Here is a 24,097-nt window from a genome sequence, read left to right as displayed (position 1 = left end):
CCTTTCGCGGGGATCAGTCAGGCAGTTTTTGGCCCCGGGTCTCGGGGCAGAACGGGGCGACGACCAGGCCCAGCACGTAGATCGACCCGACGGCGGTCGCGGCGACGCCGTACCCGCCGAGCTTCGAGATGATCGCGCCGGCGGTGAGCGGGCCGAGGAAGGCGATGAACCGCGCGGCGTTGAACACGAACGCCGCGCCGGTGGCGCGCAGGTGGGTGGGGTAGAACTCGGGCAGCCACACCGGCATCCACGTGTACTGGCCGAGCGTGAAGAACCCGTTGACGACGAGCACGACCACGATCAGGCCGAGGCTGTGCGTCCACAGGAACAGCACCGGCGTGAGGATCAGCGAGGCCGCGAAGTACAGCAGCACCGCGGGTTTCCGGCCGACGCGGTCGGCGATGAAGCCGAAGGCGATGTACCCGGCGATCGCGCCGGCGTTGTAGATCATCCCGGCGCCGCTCGCCCACGCCGTCGCCGAATGCCCGGCGCCGGCGGCGCGCGAGGCGACGTAGGCCGGGACCCACGTCGAGATGCCCCACCAGCCGAGGGTGGTGACCAGGGACATCAGCGAACCGAGGATGGTCAGCCTGCGCAGCTTGGGGTCGACCATGATCTGGCGCAGGGTCAGCCGGGTGAACGACTTTTCGTGGGCGGTCAGCTCGGTGTCTTTGCGGTTCTTCAGTTCGCGCCGACGCCGGTGCGCGCTGGTCCACTGGTCGGACTCGGGCACCTTGCGGCGCAACCACAACGCGAACAGCGCCGGCAGCACGCCGATGAGGAACATGTACCGCCACGAGTCCGGCCCCAGCGGCGCGATGAAGTACCAGCAGGCCGAGGCGAGGAAGAACCCCAGGCCGAGCCCGCACTGCATGAGGCCGGCGGCCTTGGCGCGCGCGTGGGCGGGCCAGGTTTCGGCGACGAGTGACGTGCCGGTGCCCCACTCCGAACCGAGCGCGAAGCCGGTGATGAACCGCAGGACCAGGAACGACGCCCACGACCAGGAAACCGCGGTGAGGCCGGTGAACGCCGCGTACAGCACCATCGACGTCAGGAGTGCTTTGCGCCGGCCGAAGTAGTCGGCGAACACGCCGCCGATGATCCCGCCGAAGCCCCAGCCGAGCAGCGTGACGGCGATCGTGGCGCCGGTCAGGAACGCCACCTGCGTCGCCGGCGCGGTGGGCTCGAGTGTCCTCAGGACGAGACTCGCGGTCAGGATGAGCGCGTAGGTCTCGAAGCCGTCGAAGAGCCAGCCGAGGTTCGCGGCGAGCAGGGACCGCCACTGCGTGCGGTTCAGTGTCTTGGCCCAGGGCTTCCGGGCGAGCGCGACCTCGGACACGGGATCTCCTTTCCGGGCCGCCGTGGGCCGGAAGTCTTGTCCTCTATCTAGGACATCGAGTCCTGCATGCGGAACCGTAGGTGAGGTGTCGGCGCAGGTCAAGCAACGATCCGGGTCCTCGGTACGACGCTATTCCGCAGATGCGGAGATATTCGCTGTTTCAATCCGCAATCGAGGGCACAGGGGCGCTGTCGGGCCGAGTTCGCGGGCCGGTCGAAGGTGATCCACAGTGGACTCGTGGCGGTGGGCCTCAGTCCGCGGCCTTCGTCGCGCCGCCGGTGCGTTCGGTGATCCGCAGCGCGCATGCGCGGACCAGGGCGCCGTAGTGATCCACAGTGGACTCGTTGAGCTCCGAGGCGAACGCCAGCGAGCACACGACCAGGCAGACGCGGCCTTGTGCGTCGAACACCGGCGCCGCCACGCCGGACTGGCCGAGGTCGTACTCCCGGATGCTCTCGGCGTACCCGCGCTCGCGGGTGTCGTCCAGGACCTCGCGCAGCTCGTCGGGGGTCGTGACCGTCTCGGGGGTGAACTCCTCGACCCCGAACTGCCCCATCAGCCGGGTCACCTCGGTCGGCGTGGACCAGGCGTGGAACGCGCGCATGATGGCCGGCGCCGAGAACGGGAACGTGTCGCCGACCCCGACGGTGATCCGCACGCCCTTGCCGCGGTCGCCCTTGGCCAGCACCGCGTACTCGCCCTTCCCGTGCTGCTGCACGGCGAAGGCGACGAAGTTGATCCGCTGGTTCAGTTCGTCCAGTTCCTGCTGGACGATCTCCGTCATCCAGTCCTCGGAGAGGCGGGCCATCGCGAGCAGCCGCGGGCCGAGCGACCAGCCGTCGCGGCTGGTGGTCCAGCCGGCGCGCTGCAGGGTGCCGAGGATGTTGTAGCAGGTGCTGCGGTTGAGTCCCAGCTCCTCGATCAGCACCCCGGAAGCCACCGGTTCCGGCCAGTCCCGGGCGATCCGCTCCAGGAGCCGCACGGCGCTCAGCACCGCTGGTACGTCGCTCGTCATCCTCGCCCCTCGTCGTTCTTCCTTCGCGCACGGTAGCCGAGCGGGTTTGCGTGTCGCCAGGACCGTGTTAGTGTCCTCCATATCAGACACCTAGTCCTCTCTGGCGGTCTTCCAATTTGGTGGTCACATGAAGCTCGGATCCTCCTTCCTCGTTCCCGCCGGGCACGAGCGCGTGTTCGCGCACTTCCTCGATCCCGACTCGATGCGGGTCAGCGTGCCCGGCTGCACCGAGCTGGACCGGGCCGACGCCGCGCACTACCGCGGCCGCCTGGTGAACGAGATCGCCCACGTCCGGTTCAGCGCCGGGTTCTCCGCGGAGATCACCGAACTGAACGAGCCGGAACTCGTGCGGGCGCTGCTCAAGGGCGAGGACCACAAGCTCGGCAGCTCCATCAAGATCGACGCTCGGCTCGCCGTCCAGCCCGACGGCCCGGACTCGTCCAAAGTGGACTACAGCCTGGACGTCGCGATCTGGGGCCGGATCGGCCGGCTTGGTGAGTCGCTCGTGCGGCGCCGCTCGCAGGAGGTCGAGAAGGAGTTCGTCGCGGCCTTCTCCGAGATCTGCGCCGCCGGCCCGCCGGGGCCGGACAACCCGGGGCTGCGCAGTGTCCTGGAACGGAGGAACGGTCCTTCGGCACCAGCGGAGGCACCCGAGCGTGTCTCCTGGTGGCGCCGACTGCTCGCCCGCCTGTTCGGGAAGAAGAGCTGATGCCGGTCTACCACTACCCGGACACGCTCGGCGAAGCCTGCTCGATCCTGGCGGCCGGCGAGGACGCGATGGTCTACGGCGGCGGCACCGCCGTCCAGATCCTGCTCAAGCAGGGCGTGCTCTTCGCGTCCGACCTGGTCGACATCGCCGCCGTCCCGGGCCTCGGCGAGATCACCCGCACCAAGGACGGCCTGCGCGTGGGCCCCTTGGTGACGTTGCGCCAGATGGAAACCAGCCCGCTCGTGCGGGAGCTCGCGCCGCTGGCCGCCGACGTCTACGGCCGGGTCGCCAACCCCCGCGTCCGCAACACCGCGAGCGTCGGCGGCAACCTCGCGCACGGTGACTACCGGCTCGACCCCCCGACCGCCCTGATGGTGCTCGACGCACGTGTCGAGCTGACCTCGTCGCGGGGGAAGCGGACCGTGCCCGCCCGCGAGTTCTTCGTCGACTTCCAGCAGACGGCACTGGAACCCGGCGAGATCATCACGGCCGTCGAGATCCCGCGGCAACCCGAAGACGCGGGCGCGCACTTCGCCAAGCTGTCGAGCCTGGCGGTCAACGACTGGCCGGCCGCGTCCGCCGCCGTGCTGGTGGTGCCCGCCTCGCGCGGCCGCCGCCAGGCCCGGCTCGGGCTCGGCGCGCTGGCCCACGTGCCGGTGTTCACCCAGTTCGAGCTGGCCGGCGACACCCCGGCCGACGAAGTCGTGGCCACGGCGAAGGAAGTCGCCCGGCCGCTGATCGACCCCCTCCCGGACGTGCGCGGGGGAAGCGCTTACAAGACCCGGCTCGGCCTGGTGGCCGTCGAAGAAGCCGTGCGAGCCTCCTGGAAGGAGCGAGACGATGAGCGACGGATCCCGTTCCTCGGCCGGCGCCGCCGTCGGTGAGCGGTGGGCCCGCACCGACGGGCGCGCCAAGGTCCGCGGTGAGTTCCGGTACGCCGCCGAGGAACCCGTCCGGCCGTGCCTCGACGTCGCCGTCCACCGCAGCACCCGGCCGCACGCGAAGATCGTCTCGATCGACACGTCCCGGGCGCTCGCGGCCGAGGGCGTCGTCGCGGTCGTCACCGGCGCGGACCTGTTCGCCCTGCTCGGTGAGCGGATGATGACCGGCCCCGCGTTCTCCGACCAGCCGTGCCTGGCCGTGGGCAAGGTGCGGTACGTCGGCGAGCCCGTCGCGGCGGTCCTCGCGCACAGTGTCGCGCAGGCCCGGCACGCGGCCGAGGAAATCCAGGTCGAGTACGACGAGCTGGACCCGGTGCACGACGTCGACGACGCCATCACCGGTAGCTCCTTCGTGCACGAAGAACTCCGGCCGTCGGCGGTGTTCGGCGACCTCAAGCACCTGCGCGGCAAGCGAGACACCAACGTCAACTACGAGTTCAACCTCCGCCGCGGCGACCCGGACGCGGCCGACGGGACGACGGTGACCGCCGAGTTCTGGGCGCCGCCGACCCACCACGTGCCGATCGAGCTGCCGTACGCCGCCGCGTGGCCCGAGGGTGACCGGGTCGAGCTGATCGCGACGACGCAGACGCCGTCCTACGTCCGGCAGAGCCTCGCCGACCTGCTCGCCCTGCCGCTCAACCGCGTCCGGGTGCGGACCGCCCCGCTCGGCGGCAGCTTCGGCGCCAAGATGTACGACCGCCTCGAACCGCTGGTCGCGGCGCTGGCGTGGACGCAGCGCAAGCCCGTGCGCATCACCGCCACCCGCGAGGAGGCGTTCCTGCTCACCACGCGCCACGGCGCCGCCGTCTCCGGCAGCATGACCGCCGACGAGGACGGCCGGATCGTCGCCGCGACCGCCGACGTCCGCTACGACACCGGCGCCTACGCCGACGTCGGGCCGCGCATCACGGCCAAGTCCGGCATGGTCGCCACCGGACCGTACAAAGTGGACAACGTCCGCGTGCGCTCCCGGTGCGTCTACACGAACAAACCGTCCGCCGGACCGTTCCGCGGCTTCGGTGTGCCGCAGGTGACTTGGTCTCACGAGTCCCTTGTGGACGAACTCGCGCGCGAACGCGGCGAAGACCCGGCCGAGTTCCGGCGGCGCAACCTGCTGCGGGAAGGCGATATCGCGCCCGTCGGCACGGCGATGCACAGCGCGGACTTCGTCGGCTGCCTCGACGCCGTCACCGAAGCCGTCGGCTGGTCCGATCCGCTGCCGCCCGCGGAGGGCCGGTTCGTGCGCGGGCGCGGGGTGGCGGTCGGGATCAAGGCCGTGCTGACCCCGACGATCTCCAACGCCACCGTGCAGCTCAACCAGGACGGCTCGGCGACCGTGCTGATCAGCACCGTCGACATGGGACAGGGCAGCGATACGATCATGGCGCAGATCGCCGCCGAAGTGCTGTGCCTCGGCGAGGGGCGGGTGCGCGTCATCGGCGCGGACACCGACGTCACGCCGTACGATACGATCACCGCGGGCTCGCGCTCGACCTACCACACCGGCAACGCCGTCCGGCTCGCCGCGGAGTCCATGCGGGACAAGCTGACCGCGCTCGCGGCTAAGCACTTCGACGTCGAGGCGACCGATATCAAGATCACCGGTGACGGGCTGGTCAGCGCCCAGAGCCAGGCCACCGTCAGCATCCCGGACCTGCTGCTCGCCCATTTCGGCGCGCGGGGCACCACGCTCACCGCCGAGGCGAACTTCAGCACGTCGTGGCAGCCTTATGACCACGAGACCGGGCAGTCCCCGCAGGTCACCGAGCACTGGTTCGCCGGCGCGGCGGCCGTCCAGCTGACCGTGGACACCGCGACCGGGCGCGTGCACATCGAGCACCTCGCGGTCGCCGGTGACGTCGGCCGCGCGATCAACCCGGCCATGGTCGAGCAGCAGCTCTCCGGCGCCGCGATCATGGGTGTCGGGCACGCGCTGTTCGACCAGCTCGTGTTCGACGAGGGCCAGATCGTCAACGGCACCCTGCTGGACTACCAGCTGCCGTCCATCAAGGACATGCCGGACCAGCTGACGCCGATCGTCATCGAGAGTCCACATCGGACCGGACCGTTCGGCGCCAAGGGGGTCGGCGAGACCGCGATCATCCCCCTCGCCCCGGCGATCGCCAACGCCGTGCGCGACGCGACCGGCGTCCGGCTGACCGAGCTGCCGCTCACCCCGGAACGGATCCTCACCGCGATCACCGAGCAGGAGCAGTCATGAGGGAGATCCAGCTGACCGTCAACGGCCGGCGCCGCCGCCTCGCCGTCGCCGACGACGAGCTGCTGCTCGACGTGCTGCGCCGCGAGTTCGGCGTGACGAGCGCACGCGAAGGCTGTGGCGTCGGCGCGTGCGGGGCCTGCACGGTCCTGGTGGCCGGACGCAGTGTCTCGAGCTGCCTGACCCGCGCCGCGCGGTACGACGACACCGAGATCACCACGGCCGACGGGCTGCCCGAAGACGACGAGGTCGTCGAGGAGTTCGTCGCGGCCCGCGCGATGCAGTGCGGCTACTGCATCCCCGGGTTCGTGCTGATGGCGCACGAGCTCCTCGACGAGAACCCGCGGCCGACCGACGACGACGTCACCGAGCACCTGGAGGGCAACATCTGCCGCTGCGGCACCTACGGCGAGATCCGCACCGCGATCAAGGCCGCGGCCGCCCGCCGGGAAGCCCGTGAGGGAAGGAAGAGCGCGTGAGCGAACTGAACATCCACCGCACCGGGACGCACGGCCGTCCCGTCCTCCTGCTGCACCCCCTCGCGCTCAGCGGGTCGGTCTGGGGCCCGGTCGCCGAGTACCTCGGTACGCGGCACCAGGTGCTGGCGCTCGACGCGCGCGGCCACGGCGAGTCCTCCTGGGACGAGTCGGAGTTCACGGTGGCGGACATGGCCGCCGACGCGGCCGCCGTCATCGAGGACTTCGGCGCCGGTCCGGCGGACGTCATCGGACTGTCGATGGGCGGCAGCACCGCACTGGTGCTCGCGGCGACGCGGCCGGACCTCGTGCACCGGCTCGTGCTCGCCGACGCGACCGCGTGGTACGGCCCCGACAGTGTCGACGAATGGGCGCAGCGGGCCGAGCGCGCGCTCGGGCTGGACCGCCGCGCCCAGCTGGAATTCCAGCGTGACCGGTGGTTCGCCGACGCGTTCCGCGCTTCGCACCCGGACGAGGTCGAGCGGGTGTGCGAGATCTTCGTCGCGACCGACTCGAAGGCCCACGCGGCCGCGTGCCGGGCCCTGGGCACGTTGGACGCGCGGGACCGGCTCGGCGACGTCCAGGCCGAGACGCTGGTCCTGGTCGGCGCCGAGGACTACGCGACGCCGCCGTCGATGTCCCAGGAGCTGGCCGCCGGCATCGAGGGCGCGCGACTCCAGGTGCTCGACCGCGCGCGGCACCTGAGCCTGCTGGAGCGGCCCGACCTGTGGCCGGTCGTCGCCGCGCACTTCGCCGGGGACGCGTCGTGACGGAACCGCTGCTGAGCCTGCGTGCGCACCTCGACGCCGTCGCCGGGTTCGGGGAGCTGCGCACCGTGCGGGGCGCGCACTGGGACCTCGAGCTGGGCGGGATCGCCGAGCTGAGCTACCGGCTGCCCGGGTCGCCGGCCGTCCTGTTCGACGACATCACCGGCTACCCGGCCGGGATGCGGGTGTTCACCGGCAGCACGGGGTCGCCGCGGCGGTTCGGGCGGACCCTGCGCCTGGGCGACGACCTCGACGACGTCGGCGTGGTCGAGGCCTTGCGCGGGAAGCCGTCGCGCTGGGCGGCGTCGGCCCGGGAGTTCCCGGTGCGGCCGGTCGAGGACGCGCCCCTGCTGGCCAACGAGCTCCCCGGCGACAAGGTGGACCTGCTGACGTTCCCGGTGCCGCGCTGGCACGCCCACGACGGCGGGCGGTTCATCGGCACCGGTTGTTTCGTCGTCACCAGCGACCCGGACACCGGTGTCCACAATGGAGGTTGCTACCGGATGGAGGTGGCCGACGAGGGGCGCAGCGTCACCCTCGCGGTGGTGCCTGGCAAGCACGGCGACCAGAACATCCGGCGCTGGTTCGAACGCGAAGGCCGCGCCCCGGTGACCGTCTCCTTCGGACACGACCCGCTGCTGCTCGTGCTGGGCGGCACGGAGGTCCCGCACGGGATCTCGGAGCTGGAGTACGCCGGGGCGGTGCTGGGCGAGCGCGTCCCGGCCGTCACCGGGCCGGACACCGGGCTGCCGATCCCGGCGGGCAGCGAGCTGGCGATCGAGGGCTGGCTGCGGCCGGACCACCTGCGCGAGGAGGGGCCGTTCGGCGAGTGGACCGGGTACTACTCGGGCCGCCGCCGGCCGAACCTCGCCGTCGAGATCACGCGGCTGTACCACCGCGACGACCCGATCCTGCTCGGCGCCCCGCCGGGCAAGCCGCCGCACGACTATTCGTACATGCGCACGGTGATGAAGTCGGCGATGATCCAGGACGAGCTGGCCGCTTCGGGCGTCCCGGGCGTCGTCAAGGCGTGGGCCCACGAATCCGGCGGCGGGCGGCTGTTCATCGCGGTGTCGCTGAAGCAGCGCTACGCCGGGCACGCGCGCCAGGTGGCGTACCTGACCGCCCAGTGCCCGGCGGCGGCGTACATGAACCGCTACGTCGTGGTGGTGGACGACGACATCGACCCGGCGGACCTCGACCAGGTGATCTGGGCGATGTCGACGCGCAGCGACCCCGACGTGGACATCGAGGTGATGAAGCGGACGTGGGGCAGCAAGCTGGACCCGCTGTCGGTGGAGGGGGCGCCGCCGTTCAACAGCCGCGCGATCATCGACGCTTGCCGTCCTTATGAGCGGCTGGAGTCCTTTCCGCGGGTGGCGGAGAGCGATCCGGAGTTCCTGCGCGACATCGAACGGAAGTGGCGGGCGGAGCTGGCTTGAGCGGTCGTGAGTGAGAAACAGTGTTCTAACCCTGTTTCTCACTCACGACCTTTTGGCGGCTAGTTCCGGTAGCGGAACAGGATCCGGCCCCGGCTCAGGTCGTACGGGCTCAGCTCCACCAGCACTCGGTCGTAGGGCAGGATCTTGATGTAGTTCTTCCGGATCTTCCCGCTGATGTGCGCGAGGACCTGGTGCCCGTTCGGCAGCTCCACCTTGAACGTGGCGTTGCGCAGGCACTCGAGCACGGTGCCCTCGACTTCGATGCCGCCCTTGTCAGCCATGGCGCACCAGCTCCAGGTTGCTGCTCGCCCGCCGGGCGCCGACGCTCTCGAACAGCGCCGTCGCCGCCGGGTTGGCCTCGTTGACTTCCGCTGACGCCGTGGGGATGCCCGCCGCGTGCAACGAGCCCAGTACCTCGGCCAGCAGCGCCCGGGCGATGCCGCGGCGCCGGCGGTCCGCGCGGACCGCGATCAGGCCGATCCGGGGCAGCCGGGTCACCTGGACCACGCGGACGAGGCCGACGTAGGAATCCCCTTCGGCGGCGGCCGCGTGCAGCGCCGAGTCCACGACGGTGTCCCCAGGCGGGTGCGGCAGTACCTCGGCCGGCATCTCCTGCCAGCCGACCGCCGCCTCGACCTCGGCGCGGATCACGCGGTCGAGCTCGCGCAGCGGGCCTTCCGAAGCCGAGCCGCGGGGCACGATCGTCGCGCCCGGCGGCGGGAGCACCGTGCCGGTGTCAGTGGGAACGAAGTACTCCCACTCGCGACGCCGGGTCGTGAAGCCGGCTCGTTCCCAGCCGGCCACCAGTTCGGCGTCGGCCTCGTCGACGATCGTGTGGAGGGGCCCGGTGAGATCCGCCAGCATCGCGTCGGCGAGCTGGTCGAAGACCGAGCGGTGCCAGGCGTCGATGCTGAGGAAGACGCGCCCGTCGGGCCGCGTCGACGCTTCGGCGCGGCCGGCCACCCGGTCGTCTTCCAGCGCGTGCCAGTGGCGCTGCGCGACCCGCGTGATCACCACCGCGGGCTCGCCTGAGGTGAAAGTTTCCATGGGTTCGTACCTTTCGGGAGTGCCTGAAGCGCTCCCGGCGACCCCTACGTCAGTCGCCCGACCGTGACGACGAGGGGAGCACCCACATCGAAACAGCGTTCATGGGGCTCACCTCCCGGCGTCGAGTCACGGTCACCGGCACGATAGCGGGCCGCCGTCGCCGTGCCCACTCATTTACCGCGCCCCAGCACCCGGCGGACGATCGTCGACGGCAACGCCAGCAGCAACAGGACGTAGTAGCCGAAACCGGGCTTGATGAGCCCCACCACCACCGCGAGCGCGAACACGGCCGTGCTCACGGCGAACGACCAGAACGACTCGTCCGACATCGGCTCGGCGTCCCCGCGGACCTGCGGGTCGCGGCGGACGATCAGCACCAGCGCCGTGTGGCACAGGCTGCTGGCCAGCAGCGTCCCCAGGTAGAACACCACGGTGAAGCGTTCGGTCTGGTACGCGCCGATCAGCTCGGTGGGGAACGGCAGTACGGCGATCGTCAGCAGCCAGCAGAAGTTCGTGCGCAGGAGCGCGGTGCTGTACGAGCGCACGTGCTCGAAAATGGTGTGGTGGACGGACCAGAACCGGCCGATGACGACGAAGCTCAGCACGAAGCTGAAGATCTTCGACCAGTTGCCGGTCACCACTTCCAGCGCGGGCTTGTGTTCCGCGACGAGCTCCGGCACCAGCTCCGTGAGCGGCAGGACCAGCAACGTCAGCGCGATCGCGACCACGGCGTCGGTGAAGAACACCAGCCGCTCGGATGATTTCTGCTCCACGCGGCCATCCAACCACCCGGTGGATCACCGCCGCGGCAGCACCAGCAGCGCGTCACCGACCGGGCGTTCGCCCGTCGCGTCCGAGGGGGAGCTGACGAGCTTGCCGTCGATGGCCATCGCCGTCGAGCCGCCGCCGTCGAGGTTGATCGCGGTCACCGCGCCCAGCCGCGCCATCAGCTGCGCGCCCTCGATCAGGGAGAGTCCCTCCGCGAAGCCCGGCTGACGGCCATCGGCGGTGACGATCAGCAGCCGTCCCTGGCGGTCGAGGCCGACCATCGTGCGCGGGTTGCGCTTGACGCCCCAGCCGTACACGAACGACGGGTCGCCCGGGTGCACGATGCCGTCCGCCGCCGCGTTCACCGTGATCCGGCCGCCGCGGACCAGCCACGGGCCGCCGTTGACGACGCCGGTGGGGTGGATCGGCCGGCCGGCTTCGAAGATCCGCGTGCCGACCGGGAGCTTCGTGCCCGGCCGTGCGTGGCCGGTCAGCCAGGTCGCCGCCGCGCCGATGCCCTGGACGGTGTGCCCGCCCGCGGGCACGTCGCCGCCGGCCGGACGCACCGCCGTGACGACGTCGCGGGTGTCCAGCACGGCTTCGACGCCGTCGCCGGCCGGGGTCGGCGTGCCCAGCTGCGGGGTGAACAGCACCAGCTCGTCGGGGTGGGTGCAGGTGGTGTCGTGCAGCGGCCGGTCCGTCGGGACGTCGCCGGGCTCGCCGCAGTTGCGGATCAAGCCGGGCTTGCGGTTGACGCCGTTGACCTCGTGGCCGCCGACGGTGAGCGTGGTCCGCGGAACGCCGATCGACGGACGGTCCCCGAGCAGCAGCGCGGGCCGTCCGGTGGTGGCTTCGCTCTGCAGGATGCCCTGGTAGACGCCGATGCCGGCCGGTTCGCCGGGGATGCCATCGCGCGGGTCGATGACGAAGAAGCCGCCGTTGGTGCCGACGAGCGCCCCCGCGGCGGCCGACAGCGCCGACGTCGTGCGCCGCCCGGCCACCGACTCGCCGTGTGAGGCGACGACGTCGCCGCGGAACCGGTGCGGATCGACCGTGGCGACGCGAACACGCTGCGGGCCCTGCGCTTCGGGGCCGTCCTGGCCGGTCCATTCGACGGCGTTGGTGAAGCCGTTCGCGGTCATGGCGCTCGCGGTGGCGGTGGCCTGCGCGCGGTCGGCGAACGAGCCGACCCGGACCCGCCAGCCGAGGGCGCCCCGCGGCGTGTCGGTGAACGCGGGCCAGTCGACCCGCTCGGCGCGTGCGGCAAAACCCTTGCCCCGCAAGGTGGTCACCAGTGTGTCGGCGTGCTCACGGCTTCCGAGGGCGGTCGGCGGCGCGTCCGGATCGGCGCTGGACCCGCCGGGCACGAGCGCGGTGACGGTCCAGGTGTTGTGCCCGGTGCCTTCCCCGGTGACCGTGGTGGAGACGGTCAGTCCCGGCGCGAGCAGGTCACCGGCGGCGGAGGCGGGTGGGCTGAGCGCCACGGTGAGCGCGGCGGACAGGGCCAGGGCGAGCGGCGCCGGAGTCTTCACGCGAAGCAAGCTACCTCGCCGGGGTGGCCCGCGTGGGGGTTCCGGTTGAACTTCCGGGGCACGGCGCGATCCCGCGGTGCGCGCCGTGCCCCGGGGTCTCACGACGAACGGACGTTCTGCTGGGCCTCCTGCGCCCGGTCGGTGACGTCGCCGGTCGCGGACTGCGCCTCGTCCTTGACGTTCGACGCGCTGTCCGCCGCTTCGGAACGCACCGACTCGACGGCCTGCTGCGCCGGCTCGCGCAGGTTGTCCTTGAGCTCTTCGGCCGCGTGCTTGGCCACCGGGGCCAGCTGCTCGCGCGCCAGGTCCGTCGCCTGGCCCGCCAGCTTGCGTTCCGGCTCGCTCGCCGGCAGCAGGGACGACACGAGCCAGCCGGCGCCGAACGCGATCAGGCCGGCGGCCAAGGGGTTCCCCTGGGTGCCGCGGCGGATCTGCTCCGGGGCCTCGGACACGGCGTCGGCCGCGGAGCTCACCTTGTCCTGCGCGGTGGACGCGACCGAGCCGGCCTTGTCCTGCGCGGTGGAGGCGACGGAACCCACCTTGTCGCCGGCAGTCGACGCGTGGTCGGACGCCGTGCCCATGACGCGGTCCCTCGCGCTGCCGAACGCCGTGCGCAGCCGGCCGACCCGGCGCTCGACGATGCGGCCGGGACTCACCTTTTCGGTCAGCGCGTTGACGTCGGTGCTGAGGTTCCGTTGCGTGCCTTCGATCTCACGGCGGATCCGGTCGGGTTCGGTCATGATCGTTCGCCTTTCAGTGCGTCCGGAACCCGTTGCAGGGTCTCGACGGTGCGTTCGGGTTTGGGGTTGACCCGGCGGAATTCACTGCGCCCGGTGGCGTAGAGGACCGCGCCGATGATCGCCCACAGGGCCGCGACGATGAGCGAGGCCCAGCCGCCGTCCATCACGTTCTCCAAGCCCTGCCAGAGCGCGATGGACAGGAACAGCAGGACCATGTAGCCGGCGAACCCGGCGCCGCCGAACATGCCCGCGCCCTTGGCCGCCTTGGTGGCTTCGGTCTTCACCTCGGCCTTGGCCAGCTCCACCTCCTGCCGCAACAGGGTGGAGACGTCCTTCATGACGTTGGAAAGCAGTTCGCCGACGGAGGAGTCGGCGACGTCGACCGGAGGGGTCGCGGGGGGTGGTGGGGCTGCCTGCGGGGGGACCGCCGGCGGCGGGACCGCTTGCGGCGGCAGGCCGGGGGGCTGCGTCATCACGGCACCTGCCCGGGTGTGGAGTAGCGGGTGGGCTGCGGAAGGGGGTCCGGCGCGATGGGGCCACCCGGCTGCGGTGCGGTGAAGCCACCGGGCGCGGGCTGCGGCGTGACACCGCCGGGGCCGGGCTGCGGTGCGTTGTACCCGCCCGGGGCGACCGGAGGCGGATACCCCGTCCCGCCCGGCCCGGGAGCCGGCGGCACCGCTGGGATCCCGGCCGGTCCGGTGTGCTGCGGCGGGACGGCCGCGGCCGCACGCCCGTCCGGCGAGCTCCCGGAGTTCTCGTGCTGTTGCTGCGCGACGACCCCCCGCGTGAGCCGCCCGACGACGGCGCCCGCCACGGCCGCGCCCACCAGGAACGCGCCCGGACGGCGGCGGGCGAAGCGCCGCACCTCGTCGAGCAGGTCGCCCGGTTCGCGGTGCTCCAGCCACTCCGCGACCGACCGGGTCCGGTCGGACACCTGCCGGGCGACGTCGCCCGCGACGCCGGGGGAGTCGGTCTGCTCGGCCATCCGGTCCAGCTGGCCGGCCAGCTGATGGAGGCTCTCGGCTGCCTTTCGCTGCCCGTCCCGGGCCTGGGACTCCAGCTGCTCCCGGCCTTCGCGGAGCAGGTCACGCGCTTCCCGCTGGGCGTGCTCTGCGACGTGTTTCACTTCCTGCGCGGCGGTCTGCGCCACCTCACTCCCGCGATCGGCGGCCGTCGTGGCCACCTCGCGGGCTTCGTCCTTCGCGGTCTCCGTCGTCGACGGCGGCGACTGACCGCCGGATCCCTGTGTCATCTCGACCTCCTTGCGGGCTAGGCACTTCCGGTGCCCTCGGTTGCTCAGGGCGGCGGACTACCCGGGCACTCCGGCGATAAACCGGCACGAGTGTCCGGCGCGAACGTGGGTAGCCCTGGTGCCGGAGGTGGTGCGGATGCCGGAGCGCGGCGACGTCAGGAGGGCCCGTTCGGCGTGGGCGGGCGTGCTCGCCGGAGTCGGTGTCGCGGCCTTCGTCGACGAGACGGTGTTCCACCAGTTGCTGCACTGGCACCACTTCTACGACCGCTCGACAACGGACGCCGGGCTGGTCTCCGACGGGTTGTTCCACGCGTTCGGCTGGTTCGCGCTCGTGTTCGGCCTGGTGCTCGTCGCCGACCTGAGGCGGGGCGACCGGCTGTCCGGCCGGGCCCTCGCGGGCGGCGTGCTGACCGGCGCCGGCGGCTTCCAGCTCTACGACGGCACGATCCAGCACAAGCTGCTGGGCCTGCACCAGATCCGCTACGACGTGGACCTCACGCCGTACGACTGGACGTGGAACGTCGTGGCGGTGCTGCTGCTGGCCGCCGGAGTGCTGTTCCTGCGGCGCGCGAAGGTGACGTGATCGTGCACGACGGGCACGTCCTGGTTTTCCTGGCCCTGGCGGCACTCGCCGCCTACGAGCTGGGCGCGTGGCGCCTCCGGAACCGTGGCGACCGGTGGCCGCCGGCGCGGGACGCCGTGTTCGCCCTCGGCGTCGCCGCGGCGATCTTCCCGGGCGCACCCGGGTTCACCGGGCACGTGGTGCAGCACGTCCTGACCGGCATGCTCGCCCCGCTCCTGCTGGTGCTCGCCCGCCCGATGACGCTGCTGCTGCGTGCGTCACCCGGGGCGCGCCGCCGGCTCAAGCCGGTGCTGGGGTCCCGTCCGGTCGCGGTGCTGATGTACCCGCCGGTCGCGGCCGTCCTCGAAGCCGGTGGCCTCTGGCTGCTCTACCGGACCGGCCTCTACGCCGCGGCCGGGGGAGAGCCCGTGCTGCACGTCCTGGTCCACGCGCACGTCTTCCTCACCGGCCTGCTCTTCACGGCTTCGGTGTGCCGGCTCGACCCGGTGCGCCACCGGGTCGGGCTCGGCCCGCGCGCGGCCGCTCTGGTCGGGGCCGCGGCCGCGCACGCCGTGCTGGCCAAGACGCTGTACCTCACGCCACCGCCGGGCACGGTGCTCGCGGCCGCCGACCGGCAGGCCGGCGCCGAGCTCATGTACTACGGCGGTGACGTGGTCGAGCTGGGCCTCGCCCTGGTCGTCGCGCTGACCTGGTACGCGGCCCGGGGCCGGGCCGCGCGCCGCGGTCAGCCGCCGACGTGGATGCCCGGACGGCGGGCGGGATCCTTCTCCGCGCTGCGGATGATCTCCCGGACCACCGGGGCCGTGTCGCCGCGGCCCAGGATCAGGTAGCGGAACAGGTGCCCGAGCGGGTTCCCCTCCGCCCACTCGAAGTGGCACTGCGGCCGGACGCCGGTGACGTCGCGCAACGCCAGCAGGATCGCGGCGATGGCGTTCGGCGCCGCGGGGCTGTCCGCCCGCAGGATCCGGTACCCGTCGATGTCCACGCCGCGCACCTCGAGCACGTTGCTGAACTCCGACGGGTCCACGACGTCGATCTCGAGGAAGAGGACGTCGGCGGCGCCGGGGACCGGGTTCATCGAGCGCTGCTCGGCTTCCTTGGCCGAATACTCGGCTTCGTCGCCGCCCTGCCGCCGGTTGGCGATGATGTGCAGGTTGCCGTCGTGGGCCAGCGAATCGGTGATGAACCGGCGCGCTTCTTCGTCGAACTCGATGCGCTCGGCCCGCAGCTCGGTCGTCCGCGAAACCCGGGAAACCAGCGAGACGATGATGATCCCGAGGATGAACAGGGCCGAGATGGCGATGCCGTCCGGCTTTTCGATGACGTTCTCGACCAGCGCGTACAGCAGCACCAGCGTCAGGACGCCGAACCCGATCGCCGCGCCGCGCTGATGCCGCCGGATCGCCGAGATGCTCACCGCGACGGCGCCCGACACCATCATCGCGAGGATGCCGGTCGCGTAGGCGCCGGCCTGCGCGTTGACGTCGGCGCCGAACGCGACGGTGATCAGGATGCTGATCACCGTGTAGACGATCACCACCGGCCGCACGGCGCGGCCCCACTCCGGCGCCATGCCGTAGGAGGGCAGGTACCGCGGGACGATGTTGATCAGGCCGGCCATCGCCGACGCCCCGGCGAACCACAGGATCAGGACGCTGCTGATGTCGTAGGCGGTGCCGAAGATCTCGCCCAGCTCGTGGTGAGCGAGGTAGGCCATGGCCCGGCCGTTGGCCTCGCCGCCGTCCTTGAAGGCGTCCGCCGGGATCAGCACGGTCGTGATGAAGCTCGTCGCGATCAGGAACACCGACATGATCAGCGCGGCGACGGTCAGCAGCTTGCGCGTGTTGCGGACCCGCGACTCCATCCGCTCTTCGGCGGTCTTCCCCTTCGCGGCGACCAGCGGCATCATGCTGACCCCGGTTTCGAAGCCCGAGAGGCCCAGCACCAGCAGCGGGAACGCGACCACGGCCGGCCCGATGACGCCGGTGAACCCGCCGCCGCCCGCGGTCAGCGCGTCGGTCCAGCGGGAGAGGTCCGCGGAGTCGCCGAGCAGGTCGACCACGCTGACGACCGTGACCACGGCGTTGAGCAGCAGGAAGACCGCGACGAGCGGGATGGCGACACCGACCGCCTCGCTGAAGCCCAGCAGGAACACCCCGCCGAGGATCAGCAGCAGCACGACGGTGATGAGCACGGCGTGGCCGTGCAGGAAGCCCGGCAGGTACGGGTTTTCCAGCATGTGCACGGTGGCGTCCGCCGAGGACAGCGTGATCGTGATGATCCACGACGTGGCGACGAACCCCAGCAGGGTGAGGACGAAGAGCTTCCCGCGCCAGAACGGCAGCAGGTCCTCCAGCATCGCCACCGAGCCCTGCCCGTGCGGGCTTTCGCGGGCGACGCGGCGGTACATCGGCAGCATGCCGAGCAGCGTCAGCGCGACGATCAGCAGCGTCGCCAGCGGCGAGAGCGCCCCGGCGGCCAGCGCGGCGATCCCGGGCAGGTAGGAGAGGGTGGAGAAGTAGTCGACGCCCGTCAGGCACATGACCTTCCACCAGGCCTGCGGCGTGCCGTGGTCCTCGCCGCCCTGCCGGCCGACCGGGGCCACCCGGTGCTCCAGCAGCCACTGGGCCGCCTTGGAAGCCGGCGGCTGCGGCGGCACCGGACTGTCGACGCTCGCCGGCACGGTCACCTCGGGTGAAGCACCCATCGTCGTCCCCTCATCCCTGGACACAGCGGGGGTCAGAATGCCCGACGCGCGGACGCCCGGCTCGGCAGGCTCGCCACTGGCCGTTTTGGGCGTTTTCCGGGGCGGGTGGCGGGGGTCACCGGGTCATGGCGGTCAGCAGCGCGACGGCCTCACCGAGCGACGCCGGACGCGCGGCGCGTCCGGACCGGCGGGGCCAGCCGGGCCCGGCGAGGACGAGCAGGGGCGCGGGGATCCGGCGTGGGGGAGCCGCCGGGCGGTTGCTCCACAGGACGACCGCCGCCGGGTGCGTGCGGGCGATAGCGTCGCGCAGGGCGGTGTCCGGAATGGACCCGCCGAGGAACAGGGCCGCGCGGCTGTGTTCGGCCAGTGCCGCGCGCAGTGCTTCCAGGGGCAGGGTGTGCCGATCTCCGTCGGCGCACGCCAGCAGCACCGGCGGGGCGTCGCTGCGAGGGGTCGGGATGCGGTGCAGCGCCGCGGCGACGGCCCATGAGAGCCCGTGCACGAGGTCGACGCAGCGGTCGGCGTCCGGGCCGCACAACGCGTCGAGCGCGGGCCGGCACAGGTGTTCCCAGGTGTCGACGACGTCGTGGTCGACCAGGTACGCGTCCAGCAGCGCCGTCGCGGTGTCGATCTTGAGGTCCCGGACCGCGGTCAGCAGCGTCGCGACGTCGGTGTCACCGCCGGCGTGGAACGCCCGGCCGGCCGCGGTCTCCGTACTGAGCCCCTGTTCGATCAGGTGCTTCATGTGGAGCAGCGCGTCGACGTCGGAGCGGCCGTAGCGGCGGTGGCTGCCGGTCTGCGGGGTCGACAGCGGGAGGCCGTAGCGCCGGTGCCACGCGCGGAGCGTGGACGGCGGGAGGCCGAGCATGCGGGCGACCGCCCCCGCCGTCCAGGTGGCGGCGGGGGCGGTGACCGGCTGGTTCATCTCTCCATGATGGACCCGGCGGGGGCGCGCCGCTCAGCTCCCGGGCCGCGCGACATCGCCCCGCCACTCGCCGGTTTCGCGGCCGCCGCGCTCCTCGATGAAGGTCTTGAACCGGCCCAGGTCGCCCTTGACCCGGCGGTCGAGGATGCCGAGCTTGTCGGCGACGTTCTCGACGAAGCCCTCCGGGTCGATGTCCAGCTGCGCGGTGACCCGCGTGTGCCGGTCGTCGAGGCGGTGGAACGTCACGACGCCGGCGTGGTTCGGGCCGGAGTCCGACTTCCAGGCCACGCGTTCGTCGGGGTGCTGCTCGGTGATCGTGGCGTCGAACTCGCGGGTCTGCCCGCCGACGCTGATCTTCCAGCGCGTGTGGGTGTCGTCGAGCTGCCGGATCTCGTCGACGCCCTCCATGAAGTGCGGGAAGGACTCGAACTGGGTCCACTGGTTGTACGCGGTGCGGACATCGGTCTCGACGTCCACGGTCTCGGTTACGGTGCTCATCGTGCGCGTCTCCTTCCTGGTGCGGTCCGGTCCCGGTTACCCGGTGAATCGATGACAAAACGATGCGGGCCGCTTAAGGTCGGCACCGGCGGAAGGGCGGGACGATGACCGGCGAGCGGACACTGACGGTGCGGGTGCGCACCGTGCCCGAGGCCGTCGTCGTCGCGGCCGCCGGTGACCTGGACCTCGGGTCGGCGCCGGTACTGCGGGAACGGGCCCGGGCCGTGCTGAAAGACCGGCCGGGAGCGCTCATCGTCGACCTGGACGACATCGGGTTCTGTGGTTCGGCGGGCCTGCAGGTGCTGGCCGAACTCGTCGCGGCGACCCAGGACGGCGGCGTGCCGCTGGCGGTGGTCGCCGGCCACTACCCGGTGGTGCGCGCGGTGCGGCTCAGCCGGCTGGACGAGGTGTTCACCCTGCACGCGACGGTCGACGACGCCTGCGACTGGATCCGGCGGCAGCCCGAGCGGTGACGAATTCCTCCACTGTGGACGGTCCCGGCGGAGTTTTCCGTTTCAGGCCGCTGATTCGGCGGCGCTTTCCGCGTGCGAGTGGCGGCCGGTGACGGCGGCGACCACGGCGTCCGCGTCGAGCGCCGGGTCCCACAGCGCGCAGCCGACGACGTGGGCGAGCCTGCGCCGGGGATGCGGCCCGGAGTCGGTGAGCGCGACGTCGGTCGGGCGGCCGTTCTTGACCGCGTGGACCGCGCGGGTGACCAGGATCGCTTCCTGGCGGGTGGTGCCGAGTTCGGCGGCCGCGGCGAAGATCTTCTCCGCCGCGGCCTGGGCCGGGTCGTTCATCGCTTGCGCTCCTCGGAGGCGGCCCGCGGCGGGCCGGCCGGGGGTGCCGGCCCGCCGCGGACGGCCGCGTCAGGCCTTGATCTGCTTCCGGTCGGAGTCCTCGCCGGAGATCTCGATGCGGCGCGGCTTGGCCTTCTCGGCGACCGGGATGCGCAGGGTCAGCACGCCGGCCTCGTAGTCGGCCGCGATGCGGTCGGCGTCGAGGGTGTCGCCGAGGAACAGCTGGCGGGAGAAGACGCCGAGGGGGCGTTCGGAGACCTGCATCTGCACGTCGTCACCGCCGGGGAGGGGCCGTCGTTCGGCCTTGACGGTCAGGACGTTGCGCTCGATGTCGAGCTCGATGGCGTCCTTGGTGACGCCGGGCAGGTCGAAGCAGACGACGAACTCGTCGCCGGCGCGGTAGGCGTCCATCGGCATCGCGGCCGGCTTGGACCAGGTGCCGGGGGCGCCGAAGACCTGCTGGGCGAAGCGGTCGAGCTCGCGGAACGGGTCGGTGCGCATCAACATCGTTCTCCTCCTGTTCGATGTTCGGGGCGTCAACACGCACTACATTTCTAACATGTCGTCCGAACGATGACAAGAGGGAAGTCGTCGATCTGATGACGTTGGCTAGCCGGCGGGCAGGTCGATTTCGGCGTGCCGCTGGGTGAGGGTCCGGGCCAGCTCGGCCAGCTTGACGTTCAGGTCCTGGGAGGTGCGCCGCAGAAGGTCGAACGCCTCGTCCGCGGAGACGCCCCGGCGGGCCATGATGATGCCCTTGGCCTGGCCGATCACGTCCCGGCTGCCGATCGCCTTGCGCAGGTGCGTCGCCTGCAGCTCGCTGCGCGTCACGGCGTCGGTGGTCGCGATGGCCAGCGACGCGTGGGTGGCCAGCAGCAGCAGGACGTCGCGGTCGGCTTCGTCCAGCCCGCCGGCGGAGCGGGAATAGACGTTGAGCGCGCCGACGGACCGGCCGGTCGGCGGGCCGGGGATGAGCGCCGTGGAGAGGACGGCACCCACGCCGAGCCCGACGGCGGCCGGCGCCCACTGCGGCCAGCGGGACTCGGCGGCGAGGTCCGGCGCGATCGCCACGGCCGGGCCGGCCGGCACGGCGGCCTCGACGCACGGCCCTTCCCGGAACCGATACTGCAGCAGGTCCAGCTCGATGGCGACCTCGTCGGTCTCCGCGGGCGTGTGGAACTGCCCGTCGGCGCCGATCAGCGTGAAGCTGGCCAGATCGGCCGAGGGCACCATGAGCGTGGTGGCATCGAGGACGCGCTCCAGGACGTCTTCGACGCTGGGGGCGGTGAGCAGCCGGTTCGTCAGCCGGGCGAACTCCCCGGCCAGCGGGCCGGCGCCGGGCCGATCCTCGCCGGCGACGAACGTCTCCTTGGCGCGCTGCCACTCCTGCTCACCGCACATGGTGCTCCTCCCCGGCCTCGAGCCGGTCTTCCGCGTCGGCGAGCGTGCGGTACAGCGGCAGCACGTCGTCGAGCTCTAGGGCCTCGACCGGACGCAGCACCGCCCGCCCGTCGGCGACGACGGCTACCGCGATCCCCGTGGCGCGGGCCGCGGCCACCGCGTCCAGCACCACCCTCAACCCCCGCGCCGAGCAGAACGCGAGGCGCGTCAGGTCGATGACCAGCGCTCGCGGCGCGAGGTCCAGCTCTTCGCCGAGCCGGGCGGCGAGGCGGTCGGTCACCGGCAGGTCGAGTTCGCCGGTGACGGCCACGACCGTGCGTTCGGCCGTCGTCGTGATCGCGATCCAGGGCGGCGCTTCCAGCAGGAAGGCAACACCTGGACGGGTGATGGTGTCGTGCATGGCGTCCTCACCTCGGCGAGGCGGGTCGAGCCCGCCGTCCCGGCCCGGCGCGCGAAGTCGCGCGGGCGATGGGGTTCCAGGGGGCGGCTGCTGTGCTCAACCGCAGCGAGGCAGACAGTACCCCGCGCGCCACCCCGGAGTCACCACGTCCGCGCCGGTACCTTGGCCCGCGTGGGTGACGACACATGGGCCGCGCTGGCCGGCCAGTTCGCCGATGACGCCTACGCGTCGGTCAAGGGGCGCGTGCGCACCTACGTCCTGCACCGGCAGCTGCTGGAGCATCTCCCGCCGCCCCCGGCCACCGTGCTCGACGTCGGCGGCGGGGCGGGCCACCAGTCCTTTCCGCTGGCCCGGGCCGGGTACGACGTCACCTTGCTGGACTCGTCCCCGGCGATGCTCGGCAAGGCGCGAGAGCGGTTGTCGCCCGAGATCCGGGACCGGGTGACGCTCGTCGAAGGCGACGGCGAGCACGCCGAGGAGGCGGTCGGCGCGCAGCGCTTCGACGCCGTCCTCTGCCACGGCGTCCTCGGCTACCTCGAGCGGCCGGAGCCGGTCGTCGACCAGCTGTGCCGGTGCGCCGCCGCCGGGGGCGTGGTCTCGATCATGACGGGCAACGCTCACGCGATGGCGGTGCGCCCGGCCCTGGAACAGCGGTGGGAGGACGCCCTGGCGGCGTTCGGCACCCGGAGCGAGATCGGCGTGCTGGGCGTCCCGACCCGAGCGGACACGGTGGAGGAGCTCGGCGAGATCCTTCGCGGCCGGGGCGTGGAACCCGTGCGGTGGTACGGGGTCTGGCTGTTCGTCGACTGGCTCGGGTTCGGCGGCGCCGAAGTGGCCCCGGCCGACGCGGAACGCGTGGCGGCCGTCGAGTTCGAAGCCGGTCGGCGAGACCCCTACCGCGGGCTCAGCCGCGTCTTTCACCTCGTGGGACGCAAGGCCTGACCGGCCGTTTCGGCCAGCGTCAGCAGTTCGTCCAGCACCTCCGCCGCGAGGTCGGCCAGTGACCGCTCTTCGCGCAGCCACCGGGTGAACGCGATCCCGAACACGGTGGCCCCCGACTCCGCCGCGAGGGTGGCCGCGGGCTCGCCGACACCGCGGGCCCGCAGGGCTTCGGCGACCGTCGTGGCCAGGGTCGTCAGCTTGTGGTGCTCCCGCTCCTGCAACGCGGGGTTGCGGTCGATCACGGACTGCCGGGTGCGGGAGTGCGGGCGGCGCTCGTCCGGGAAGAAGGACGCCGCCGAGCGCAGCGCCGAGGCGACGACCTCGAGCGGCGACGCTTCCGGCGGGGCGGCGGCGATGCCGTCGAGGAAGGCCTGGACCAGCAGTTCCTGCCCCTGGAAGAGCACTTCACGCTTGTCGCTGAAGTGCCGGAAGAAGGTGCGTTCGGTCAGGCCGACCTCCTGCGCGATCTCGGCGGCGGTCGTCTGCTCGTACCCGTGGGTGGCGAACAGTTCGAGCGCGGCCTTCTGCAGCCGCTCCGCGGTCCCCGGTTCCCAACGCACCATGGGACCGAGTCTAGTGATGGCAGCGCCTGACATGAAGGCGTATGGTGCGTATGTCAGCGACTGACGTCGGTCACTGACATCATGCCTCTCTCGAAGGAGTTCACGCCATGCGCGTTTTCGTCACCGGAGCCTCCGGCTGGATCGGCACCGCCGTCGTCGGCGAGCTGCTCGCCGCGGGCCACGAGGTCACCGGCCTGGCCAGGTCGGCCGCGTCCGCCGCGAAGCTCGAAGCGAAGGGCGTCCAGGTCCGGCGGGGCGACCTCGACGACCTCGACGGCATCCGCGCCGGCGCCGAGGCGGCCGAAGCCGTCATCCACCTGGCGAACAAGCACGACTTCGCCGACCAGGCCGCGTCGAACGCGGCCGAGCGGGCCGCCGTCCAGACCATCGGCGACGCGCTCGCGGGCAGCGGCCGCCCGTTCCTGCTGGCCTCGGGAGTCGCGGGCCTGGTGCAGGGCAAGCCGGTCACCGAGGCCGACGCGTCCCCGTTCCACGGCCCGGACTCCCCGCGCGGCGGCGCCGAGAACCTCGCGCTCGGGTTCGCCGGCCGCGGCGTGCACCCGGTGAGCCTCCGGTTCTCGCCGACCGTGCACGGCACCGGCGACCACGGGTTCATCGCACACCTGTCCGCGATCGCCCGGGAGAAGGGTGTGGCCGGCTACCCCGGCGACGGCACGAACCGCTGGGCCGCGGTGCACGTGACGGATGCGGCGCGCATGGTCGTCCTCGGCCTGGAGAAGGCGCCCGCGGGCAGCCGCCTGCACGCGGTCGCCGAGGAAGGCGTGCCGACGAAGGAGATCGCGGAGGCGATCGGCCGGGCGTTCGACCTGCCGGTGGCGTCGATTCCGGCGGATGACGTCCCGGCCCACTTCGGGTGGATCGGCGGGTTCTTCGCGATGGACCTCGCGGCGACGAGCGCCAGTACGCAGGAGCTGCTCGGGTGGACGCCGACCGGGAAGACGCTGATCGAGGACCTCGACACGGGTGCGTACTCGGGCCAGTAGCCGGCCGGGGCGGCTGAAGGGTTCC

The 24,097-nt window shown here is 72.1% G+C and carries 28 protein-coding genes; 11 read left to right on the top strand and 17 right to left on the bottom strand.

Features of this window, described 5'->3' with window-relative positions; translation table 11 throughout:
- Window positions 1-13: 13 nt before the first annotated feature.
- On the bottom strand, window positions 14-1,339 hold the full coding sequence (locus tag AB0M59_RS26250) for an MFS transporter (RefSeq protein ID WP_364619655.1): 1,326 nt from the start codon (window positions 1,337-1,339) through the stop codon (window positions 14-16).
- A 250-nt stretch (window positions 1,340-1,589) separates the two neighbouring features.
- Complete coding sequence (locus tag AB0M59_RS26245) at window positions 1,590-2,354, bottom strand: IclR family transcriptional regulator (RefSeq protein WP_364619652.1); 765 nt, start codon at window positions 2,352-2,354, stop codon at window positions 1,590-1,592.
- A gap of 127 nt (window positions 2,355-2,481) precedes the next feature.
- Here AB0M59_RS26245 and AB0M59_RS26240 point away from each other — a divergent pair, with 127 nt between their 5' ends.
- From AB0M59_RS26240 to AB0M59_RS26215, 6 genes are read left to right on the top strand one after another with little or no spacing between them, the layout of a single operon-like run.
- A complete protein-coding gene (locus AB0M59_RS26240) occupies window positions 2,482-3,063 on the top strand; it encodes an SRPBCC domain-containing protein (RefSeq protein WP_364619649.1) in 582 nt (193 codons plus the stop codon).
- Window positions 3,063-3,947, top strand: a complete 885-nt coding sequence (locus AB0M59_RS26235) for an FAD binding domain-containing protein (RefSeq protein ID WP_364619647.1) — start codon at window positions 3,063-3,065, stop codon at window positions 3,945-3,947. Before AB0M59_RS26240 ends, AB0M59_RS26235 begins: the two co-directional genes overlap by 1 nt.
- The gene (locus AB0M59_RS26230; RefSeq protein ID WP_364619644.1) at window positions 3,904-6,228 is read left to right on the top strand and encodes a xanthine dehydrogenase family protein molybdopterin-binding subunit; all 2,325 of its coding nucleotides are present in this window, start codon (window positions 3,904-3,906) and stop codon (window positions 6,226-6,228) included. Before AB0M59_RS26235 ends, AB0M59_RS26230 begins: the two co-directional genes overlap by 44 nt.
- Complete coding sequence (locus AB0M59_RS26225) at window positions 6,225-6,704, top strand: (2Fe-2S)-binding protein (RefSeq protein ID WP_364619641.1); 480 nt, start codon at window positions 6,225-6,227, stop codon at window positions 6,702-6,704. Before AB0M59_RS26230 ends, AB0M59_RS26225 begins: the two co-directional genes overlap by 4 nt.
- Window positions 6,701-7,471 carry an alpha/beta hydrolase gene (locus tag AB0M59_RS26220; RefSeq protein ID WP_364619638.1) on the top strand — a complete coding sequence of 257 codons (771 nt, stop codon included), beginning with the start codon at window positions 6,701-6,703 and terminating at the stop codon, window positions 7,469-7,471. Before AB0M59_RS26225 ends, AB0M59_RS26220 begins: the two co-directional genes overlap by 4 nt.
- On the top strand, window positions 7,468-8,910 hold the full coding sequence (locus AB0M59_RS26215) for a UbiD family decarboxylase (protein WP_364619635.1): 1,443 nt from the start codon (window positions 7,468-7,470) through the stop codon (window positions 8,908-8,910). Before AB0M59_RS26220 ends, AB0M59_RS26215 begins: the two co-directional genes overlap by 4 nt.
- Before the next feature lie 59 nt (window positions 8,911-8,969).
- On the opposite strand, the gene infA is transcribed toward AB0M59_RS26215, so the two are convergent.
- From infA to AB0M59_RS26180, 7 genes are all read right to left on the bottom strand, one after another.
- Complete coding sequence (gene infA / locus AB0M59_RS26210) at window positions 8,970-9,191, bottom strand: translation initiation factor IF-1 (RefSeq protein ID WP_284743821.1); 222 nt, start codon at window positions 9,189-9,191, stop codon at window positions 8,970-8,972.
- The gene (locus tag AB0M59_RS26205) at window positions 9,184-9,957 is read right to left on the bottom strand and encodes a GNAT family N-acetyltransferase (RefSeq protein ID WP_364619632.1); all 774 of its coding nucleotides are present in this window, start codon (window positions 9,955-9,957) and stop codon (window positions 9,184-9,186) included. Before AB0M59_RS26205 ends, infA begins: the two co-directional genes overlap by 8 nt.
- Window positions 9,958-10,127: 170 nt before the next feature.
- Window positions 10,128-10,730, bottom strand: a complete 603-nt coding sequence (locus AB0M59_RS26200; RefSeq protein WP_364619630.1) for a TMEM175 family protein — start codon at window positions 10,728-10,730, stop codon at window positions 10,128-10,130.
- Between the two features lie 24 nt (window positions 10,731-10,754).
- A complete protein-coding gene (locus tag AB0M59_RS26195) occupies window positions 10,755-12,257 on the bottom strand; it encodes a phosphodiester glycosidase family protein (RefSeq protein ID WP_364619627.1) in 1,503 nt (500 codons plus the stop codon).
- 98 nt (window positions 12,258-12,355) lie between these two features.
- Entirely contained in the window at window positions 12,356-12,997 is a 642-nt protein-coding gene (locus tag AB0M59_RS26190; RefSeq protein ID WP_364619625.1) for a DUF3618 domain-containing protein, read from the bottom strand.
- Window positions 12,994-13,470, bottom strand: a complete 477-nt coding sequence (locus tag AB0M59_RS26185) for a phage holin family protein (RefSeq protein ID WP_364619622.1) — start codon at window positions 13,468-13,470, stop codon at window positions 12,994-12,996. Before AB0M59_RS26185 ends, AB0M59_RS26190 begins: the two co-directional genes overlap by 4 nt.
- Window positions 13,470-14,249 (bottom strand): hypothetical protein, encoded by a 780-nt coding sequence (locus AB0M59_RS26180; protein ID WP_364619620.1) that lies wholly within the window; start codon window positions 14,247-14,249, stop codon window positions 13,470-13,472. The genes AB0M59_RS26185 and AB0M59_RS26180 overlap by 1 nt, the downstream gene beginning before the upstream one ends.
- Before the next feature lie 136 nt (window positions 14,250-14,385).
- Here AB0M59_RS26180 and AB0M59_RS26175 point away from each other — a divergent pair, with 136 nt between their 5' ends.
- Window positions 14,386-14,832, top strand: coding sequence for a DUF2243 domain-containing protein (locus AB0M59_RS26175; RefSeq protein ID WP_364619617.1), 447 nt, complete (start codon window positions 14,386-14,388; stop codon window positions 14,830-14,832).
- Window positions 14,829-15,662, top strand: a complete 834-nt coding sequence (locus AB0M59_RS26170) for a cytochrome c oxidase assembly protein (protein ID WP_364619615.1) — start codon at window positions 14,829-14,831, stop codon at window positions 15,660-15,662. Before AB0M59_RS26175 ends, AB0M59_RS26170 begins: the two co-directional genes overlap by 4 nt.
- Here the strand turns inward: AB0M59_RS26170 and AB0M59_RS26165 are convergent.
- The 3 genes from AB0M59_RS26165 to AB0M59_RS26155 form a co-directional block, all read right to left on the bottom strand.
- Complete coding sequence (locus tag AB0M59_RS26165) at window positions 15,557-17,539, bottom strand: amino acid transporter (protein WP_364619612.1); 1,983 nt, start codon at window positions 17,537-17,539, stop codon at window positions 15,557-15,559. The two genes, AB0M59_RS26170 and AB0M59_RS26165, sit on opposite strands and share 106 nt — an antisense overlap.
- Before the next feature lie 115 nt (window positions 17,540-17,654).
- Window positions 17,655-18,464, bottom strand: a complete 810-nt coding sequence (locus AB0M59_RS26160) for a MerR family transcriptional regulator (protein WP_364619609.1) — start codon at window positions 18,462-18,464, stop codon at window positions 17,655-17,657.
- A 33-nt stretch (window positions 18,465-18,497) separates the two neighbouring features.
- Window positions 18,498-18,962, bottom strand: a complete 465-nt coding sequence (locus AB0M59_RS26155; RefSeq protein WP_364619607.1) for an SRPBCC family protein — start codon at window positions 18,960-18,962, stop codon at window positions 18,498-18,500.
- A gap of 104 nt (window positions 18,963-19,066) precedes the next feature.
- Here AB0M59_RS26155 and AB0M59_RS26150 point away from each other — a divergent pair, with 104 nt between their 5' ends.
- The gene (locus tag AB0M59_RS26150; protein WP_364619604.1) at window positions 19,067-19,435 is read left to right on the top strand and encodes an STAS domain-containing protein; all 369 of its coding nucleotides are present in this window, start codon (window positions 19,067-19,069) and stop codon (window positions 19,433-19,435) included.
- Window positions 19,436-19,477: 42 nt separating this feature from the next.
- On the opposite strand, the gene AB0M59_RS26145 is transcribed toward AB0M59_RS26150, so the two are convergent.
- The 4 genes from AB0M59_RS26145 to AB0M59_RS26130 form a co-directional block, all read right to left on the bottom strand.
- Window positions 19,478-19,762, bottom strand: a complete 285-nt coding sequence (locus tag AB0M59_RS26145; RefSeq protein WP_364619601.1) for a hypothetical protein — start codon at window positions 19,760-19,762, stop codon at window positions 19,478-19,480.
- 69 nt (window positions 19,763-19,831) lie between these two features.
- Entirely contained in the window at window positions 19,832-20,269 is a 438-nt protein-coding gene (locus tag AB0M59_RS26140; protein ID WP_364619598.1) for an Hsp20/alpha crystallin family protein, read from the bottom strand.
- A gap of 102 nt (window positions 20,270-20,371) precedes the next feature.
- Window positions 20,372-21,163: a GAF and ANTAR domain-containing protein gene (locus tag AB0M59_RS26135; RefSeq protein ID WP_364619595.1), complete on the bottom strand. Its 792-nt coding sequence runs from the start codon at window positions 21,161-21,163 to the stop codon at window positions 20,372-20,374.
- Window positions 21,153-21,563, bottom strand: coding sequence for an STAS domain-containing protein (locus AB0M59_RS26130; RefSeq protein ID WP_364619592.1), 411 nt, complete (start codon window positions 21,561-21,563; stop codon window positions 21,153-21,155). Before AB0M59_RS26130 ends, AB0M59_RS26135 begins: the two co-directional genes overlap by 11 nt.
- A gap of 171 nt (window positions 21,564-21,734) precedes the next feature.
- Between AB0M59_RS26130 and AB0M59_RS26125 the strand changes: the two genes are divergently transcribed.
- Complete coding sequence (locus tag AB0M59_RS26125) at window positions 21,735-22,505, top strand: methyltransferase (protein ID WP_364619589.1); 771 nt, start codon at window positions 21,735-21,737, stop codon at window positions 22,503-22,505.
- Here AB0M59_RS26125 and AB0M59_RS26120 read toward each other — a convergent pair.
- Window positions 22,481-23,068, bottom strand: a complete 588-nt coding sequence (locus tag AB0M59_RS26120; protein WP_364619586.1) for a TetR/AcrR family transcriptional regulator — start codon at window positions 23,066-23,068, stop codon at window positions 22,481-22,483. The genes AB0M59_RS26125 and AB0M59_RS26120 overlap by 25 nt on opposite strands.
- Window positions 23,069-23,175: 107 nt before the next feature.
- Here AB0M59_RS26120 and AB0M59_RS26115 point away from each other — a divergent pair, with 107 nt between their 5' ends.
- The gene (locus AB0M59_RS26115) at window positions 23,176-24,072 is read left to right on the top strand and encodes an SDR family oxidoreductase (protein WP_364619584.1); all 897 of its coding nucleotides are present in this window, start codon (window positions 23,176-23,178) and stop codon (window positions 24,070-24,072) included.
- Window positions 24,073-24,097 lie beyond the last annotated feature (25 nt).

The organism is Amycolatopsis sp. NPDC051371, from assembly GCF_040682155.1.
In the GTDB taxonomy this organism is placed as follows: Bacteria; Actinomycetota; Actinomycetes; order Mycobacteriales; family Pseudonocardiaceae; genus Amycolatopsis.
This window is presented reverse-complemented; position numbering and strand designations above follow the sequence as displayed.

What these genes read in the sequence shown, in the direction of transcription:
- AB0M59_RS26245 (WP_364619652.1), bottom strand. Translation starts at nt 2,354, where the DNA reads ATGACGAGCGACGTACCAGCGGTGCTGAGCGCCGTGCGGCTCCTGGAG.
- AB0M59_RS26240 (WP_364619649.1), top strand. Translation starts at nt 2,482, where the DNA reads ATGAAGCTCGGATCCTCCTTCCTCGTTCCCGCCGGGCACGAGCGCGTG.
- AB0M59_RS26235 (WP_364619647.1), top strand. Translation starts at nt 3,063, where the DNA reads ATGCCGGTCTACCACTACCCGGACACGCTCGGCGAAGCCTGCTCGATC.
- AB0M59_RS26230 (WP_364619644.1), top strand. Translation starts at nt 3,904, where the DNA reads ATGAGCGACGGATCCCGTTCCTCGGCCGGCGCCGCCGTCGGTGAGCGG.
- AB0M59_RS26225 (WP_364619641.1), top strand. Translation starts at nt 6,225, where the DNA reads ATGAGGGAGATCCAGCTGACCGTCAACGGCCGGCGCCGCCGCCTCGCC.
- infA (WP_284743821.1), bottom strand. Translation starts at nt 9,191, where the DNA reads ATGGCTGACAAGGGCGGCATCGAAGTCGAGGGCACCGTGCTCGAGTGC.
- AB0M59_RS26205 (WP_364619632.1), bottom strand. Translation starts at nt 9,957, where the DNA reads ATGGAAACTTTCACCTCAGGCGAGCCCGCGGTGGTGATCACGCGGGTC.
- AB0M59_RS26190 (WP_364619625.1), bottom strand. Translation starts at nt 12,997, where the DNA reads ATGACCGAACCCGACCGGATCCGCCGTGAGATCGAAGGCACGCAACGG.
- AB0M59_RS26185 (WP_364619622.1), bottom strand. Translation starts at nt 13,470, where the DNA reads ATGACGCAGCCCCCCGGCCTGCCGCCGCAAGCGGTCCCGCCGCCGGCG.
- AB0M59_RS26180 (WP_364619620.1), bottom strand. Translation starts at nt 14,249, where the DNA reads ATGACACAGGGATCCGGCGGTCAGTCGCCGCCGTCGACGACGGAGACC.
- AB0M59_RS26175 (WP_364619617.1), top strand. Translation starts at nt 14,386, where the DNA reads ATGCCGGAGCGCGGCGACGTCAGGAGGGCCCGTTCGGCGTGGGCGGGC.
- AB0M59_RS26165 (WP_364619612.1), bottom strand. Translation starts at nt 17,539, where the DNA reads ATGGGTGCTTCACCCGAGGTGACCGTGCCGGCGAGCGTCGACAGTCCG.
- AB0M59_RS26160 (WP_364619609.1), bottom strand. Translation starts at nt 18,464, where the DNA reads ATGAACCAGCCGGTCACCGCCCCCGCCGCCACCTGGACGGCGGGGGCG.
- AB0M59_RS26155 (WP_364619607.1), bottom strand. Translation starts at nt 18,962, where the DNA reads ATGAGCACCGTAACCGAGACCGTGGACGTCGAGACCGATGTCCGCACC.
- AB0M59_RS26150 (WP_364619604.1), top strand. Translation starts at nt 19,067, where the DNA reads ATGACCGGCGAGCGGACACTGACGGTGCGGGTGCGCACCGTGCCCGAG.
- AB0M59_RS26145 (WP_364619601.1), bottom strand. Translation starts at nt 19,762, where the DNA reads ATGAACGACCCGGCCCAGGCCGCGGCGGAGAAGATCTTCGCCGCGGCC.
- AB0M59_RS26140 (WP_364619598.1), bottom strand. Translation starts at nt 20,269, where the DNA reads ATGTTGATGCGCACCGACCCGTTCCGCGAGCTCGACCGCTTCGCCCAG.
- AB0M59_RS26135 (WP_364619595.1), bottom strand. Translation starts at nt 21,163, where the DNA reads ATGTGCGGTGAGCAGGAGTGGCAGCGCGCCAAGGAGACGTTCGTCGCC.
- AB0M59_RS26130 (WP_364619592.1), bottom strand. Translation starts at nt 21,563, where the DNA reads ATGCACGACACCATCACCCGTCCAGGTGTTGCCTTCCTGCTGGAAGCG.
- AB0M59_RS26120 (WP_364619586.1), bottom strand. Translation starts at nt 23,068, where the DNA reads ATGGTGCGTTGGGAACCGGGGACCGCGGAGCGGCTGCAGAAGGCCGCG.
- AB0M59_RS26115 (WP_364619584.1), top strand. Translation starts at nt 23,176, where the DNA reads ATGCGCGTTTTCGTCACCGGAGCCTCCGGCTGGATCGGCACCGCCGTC.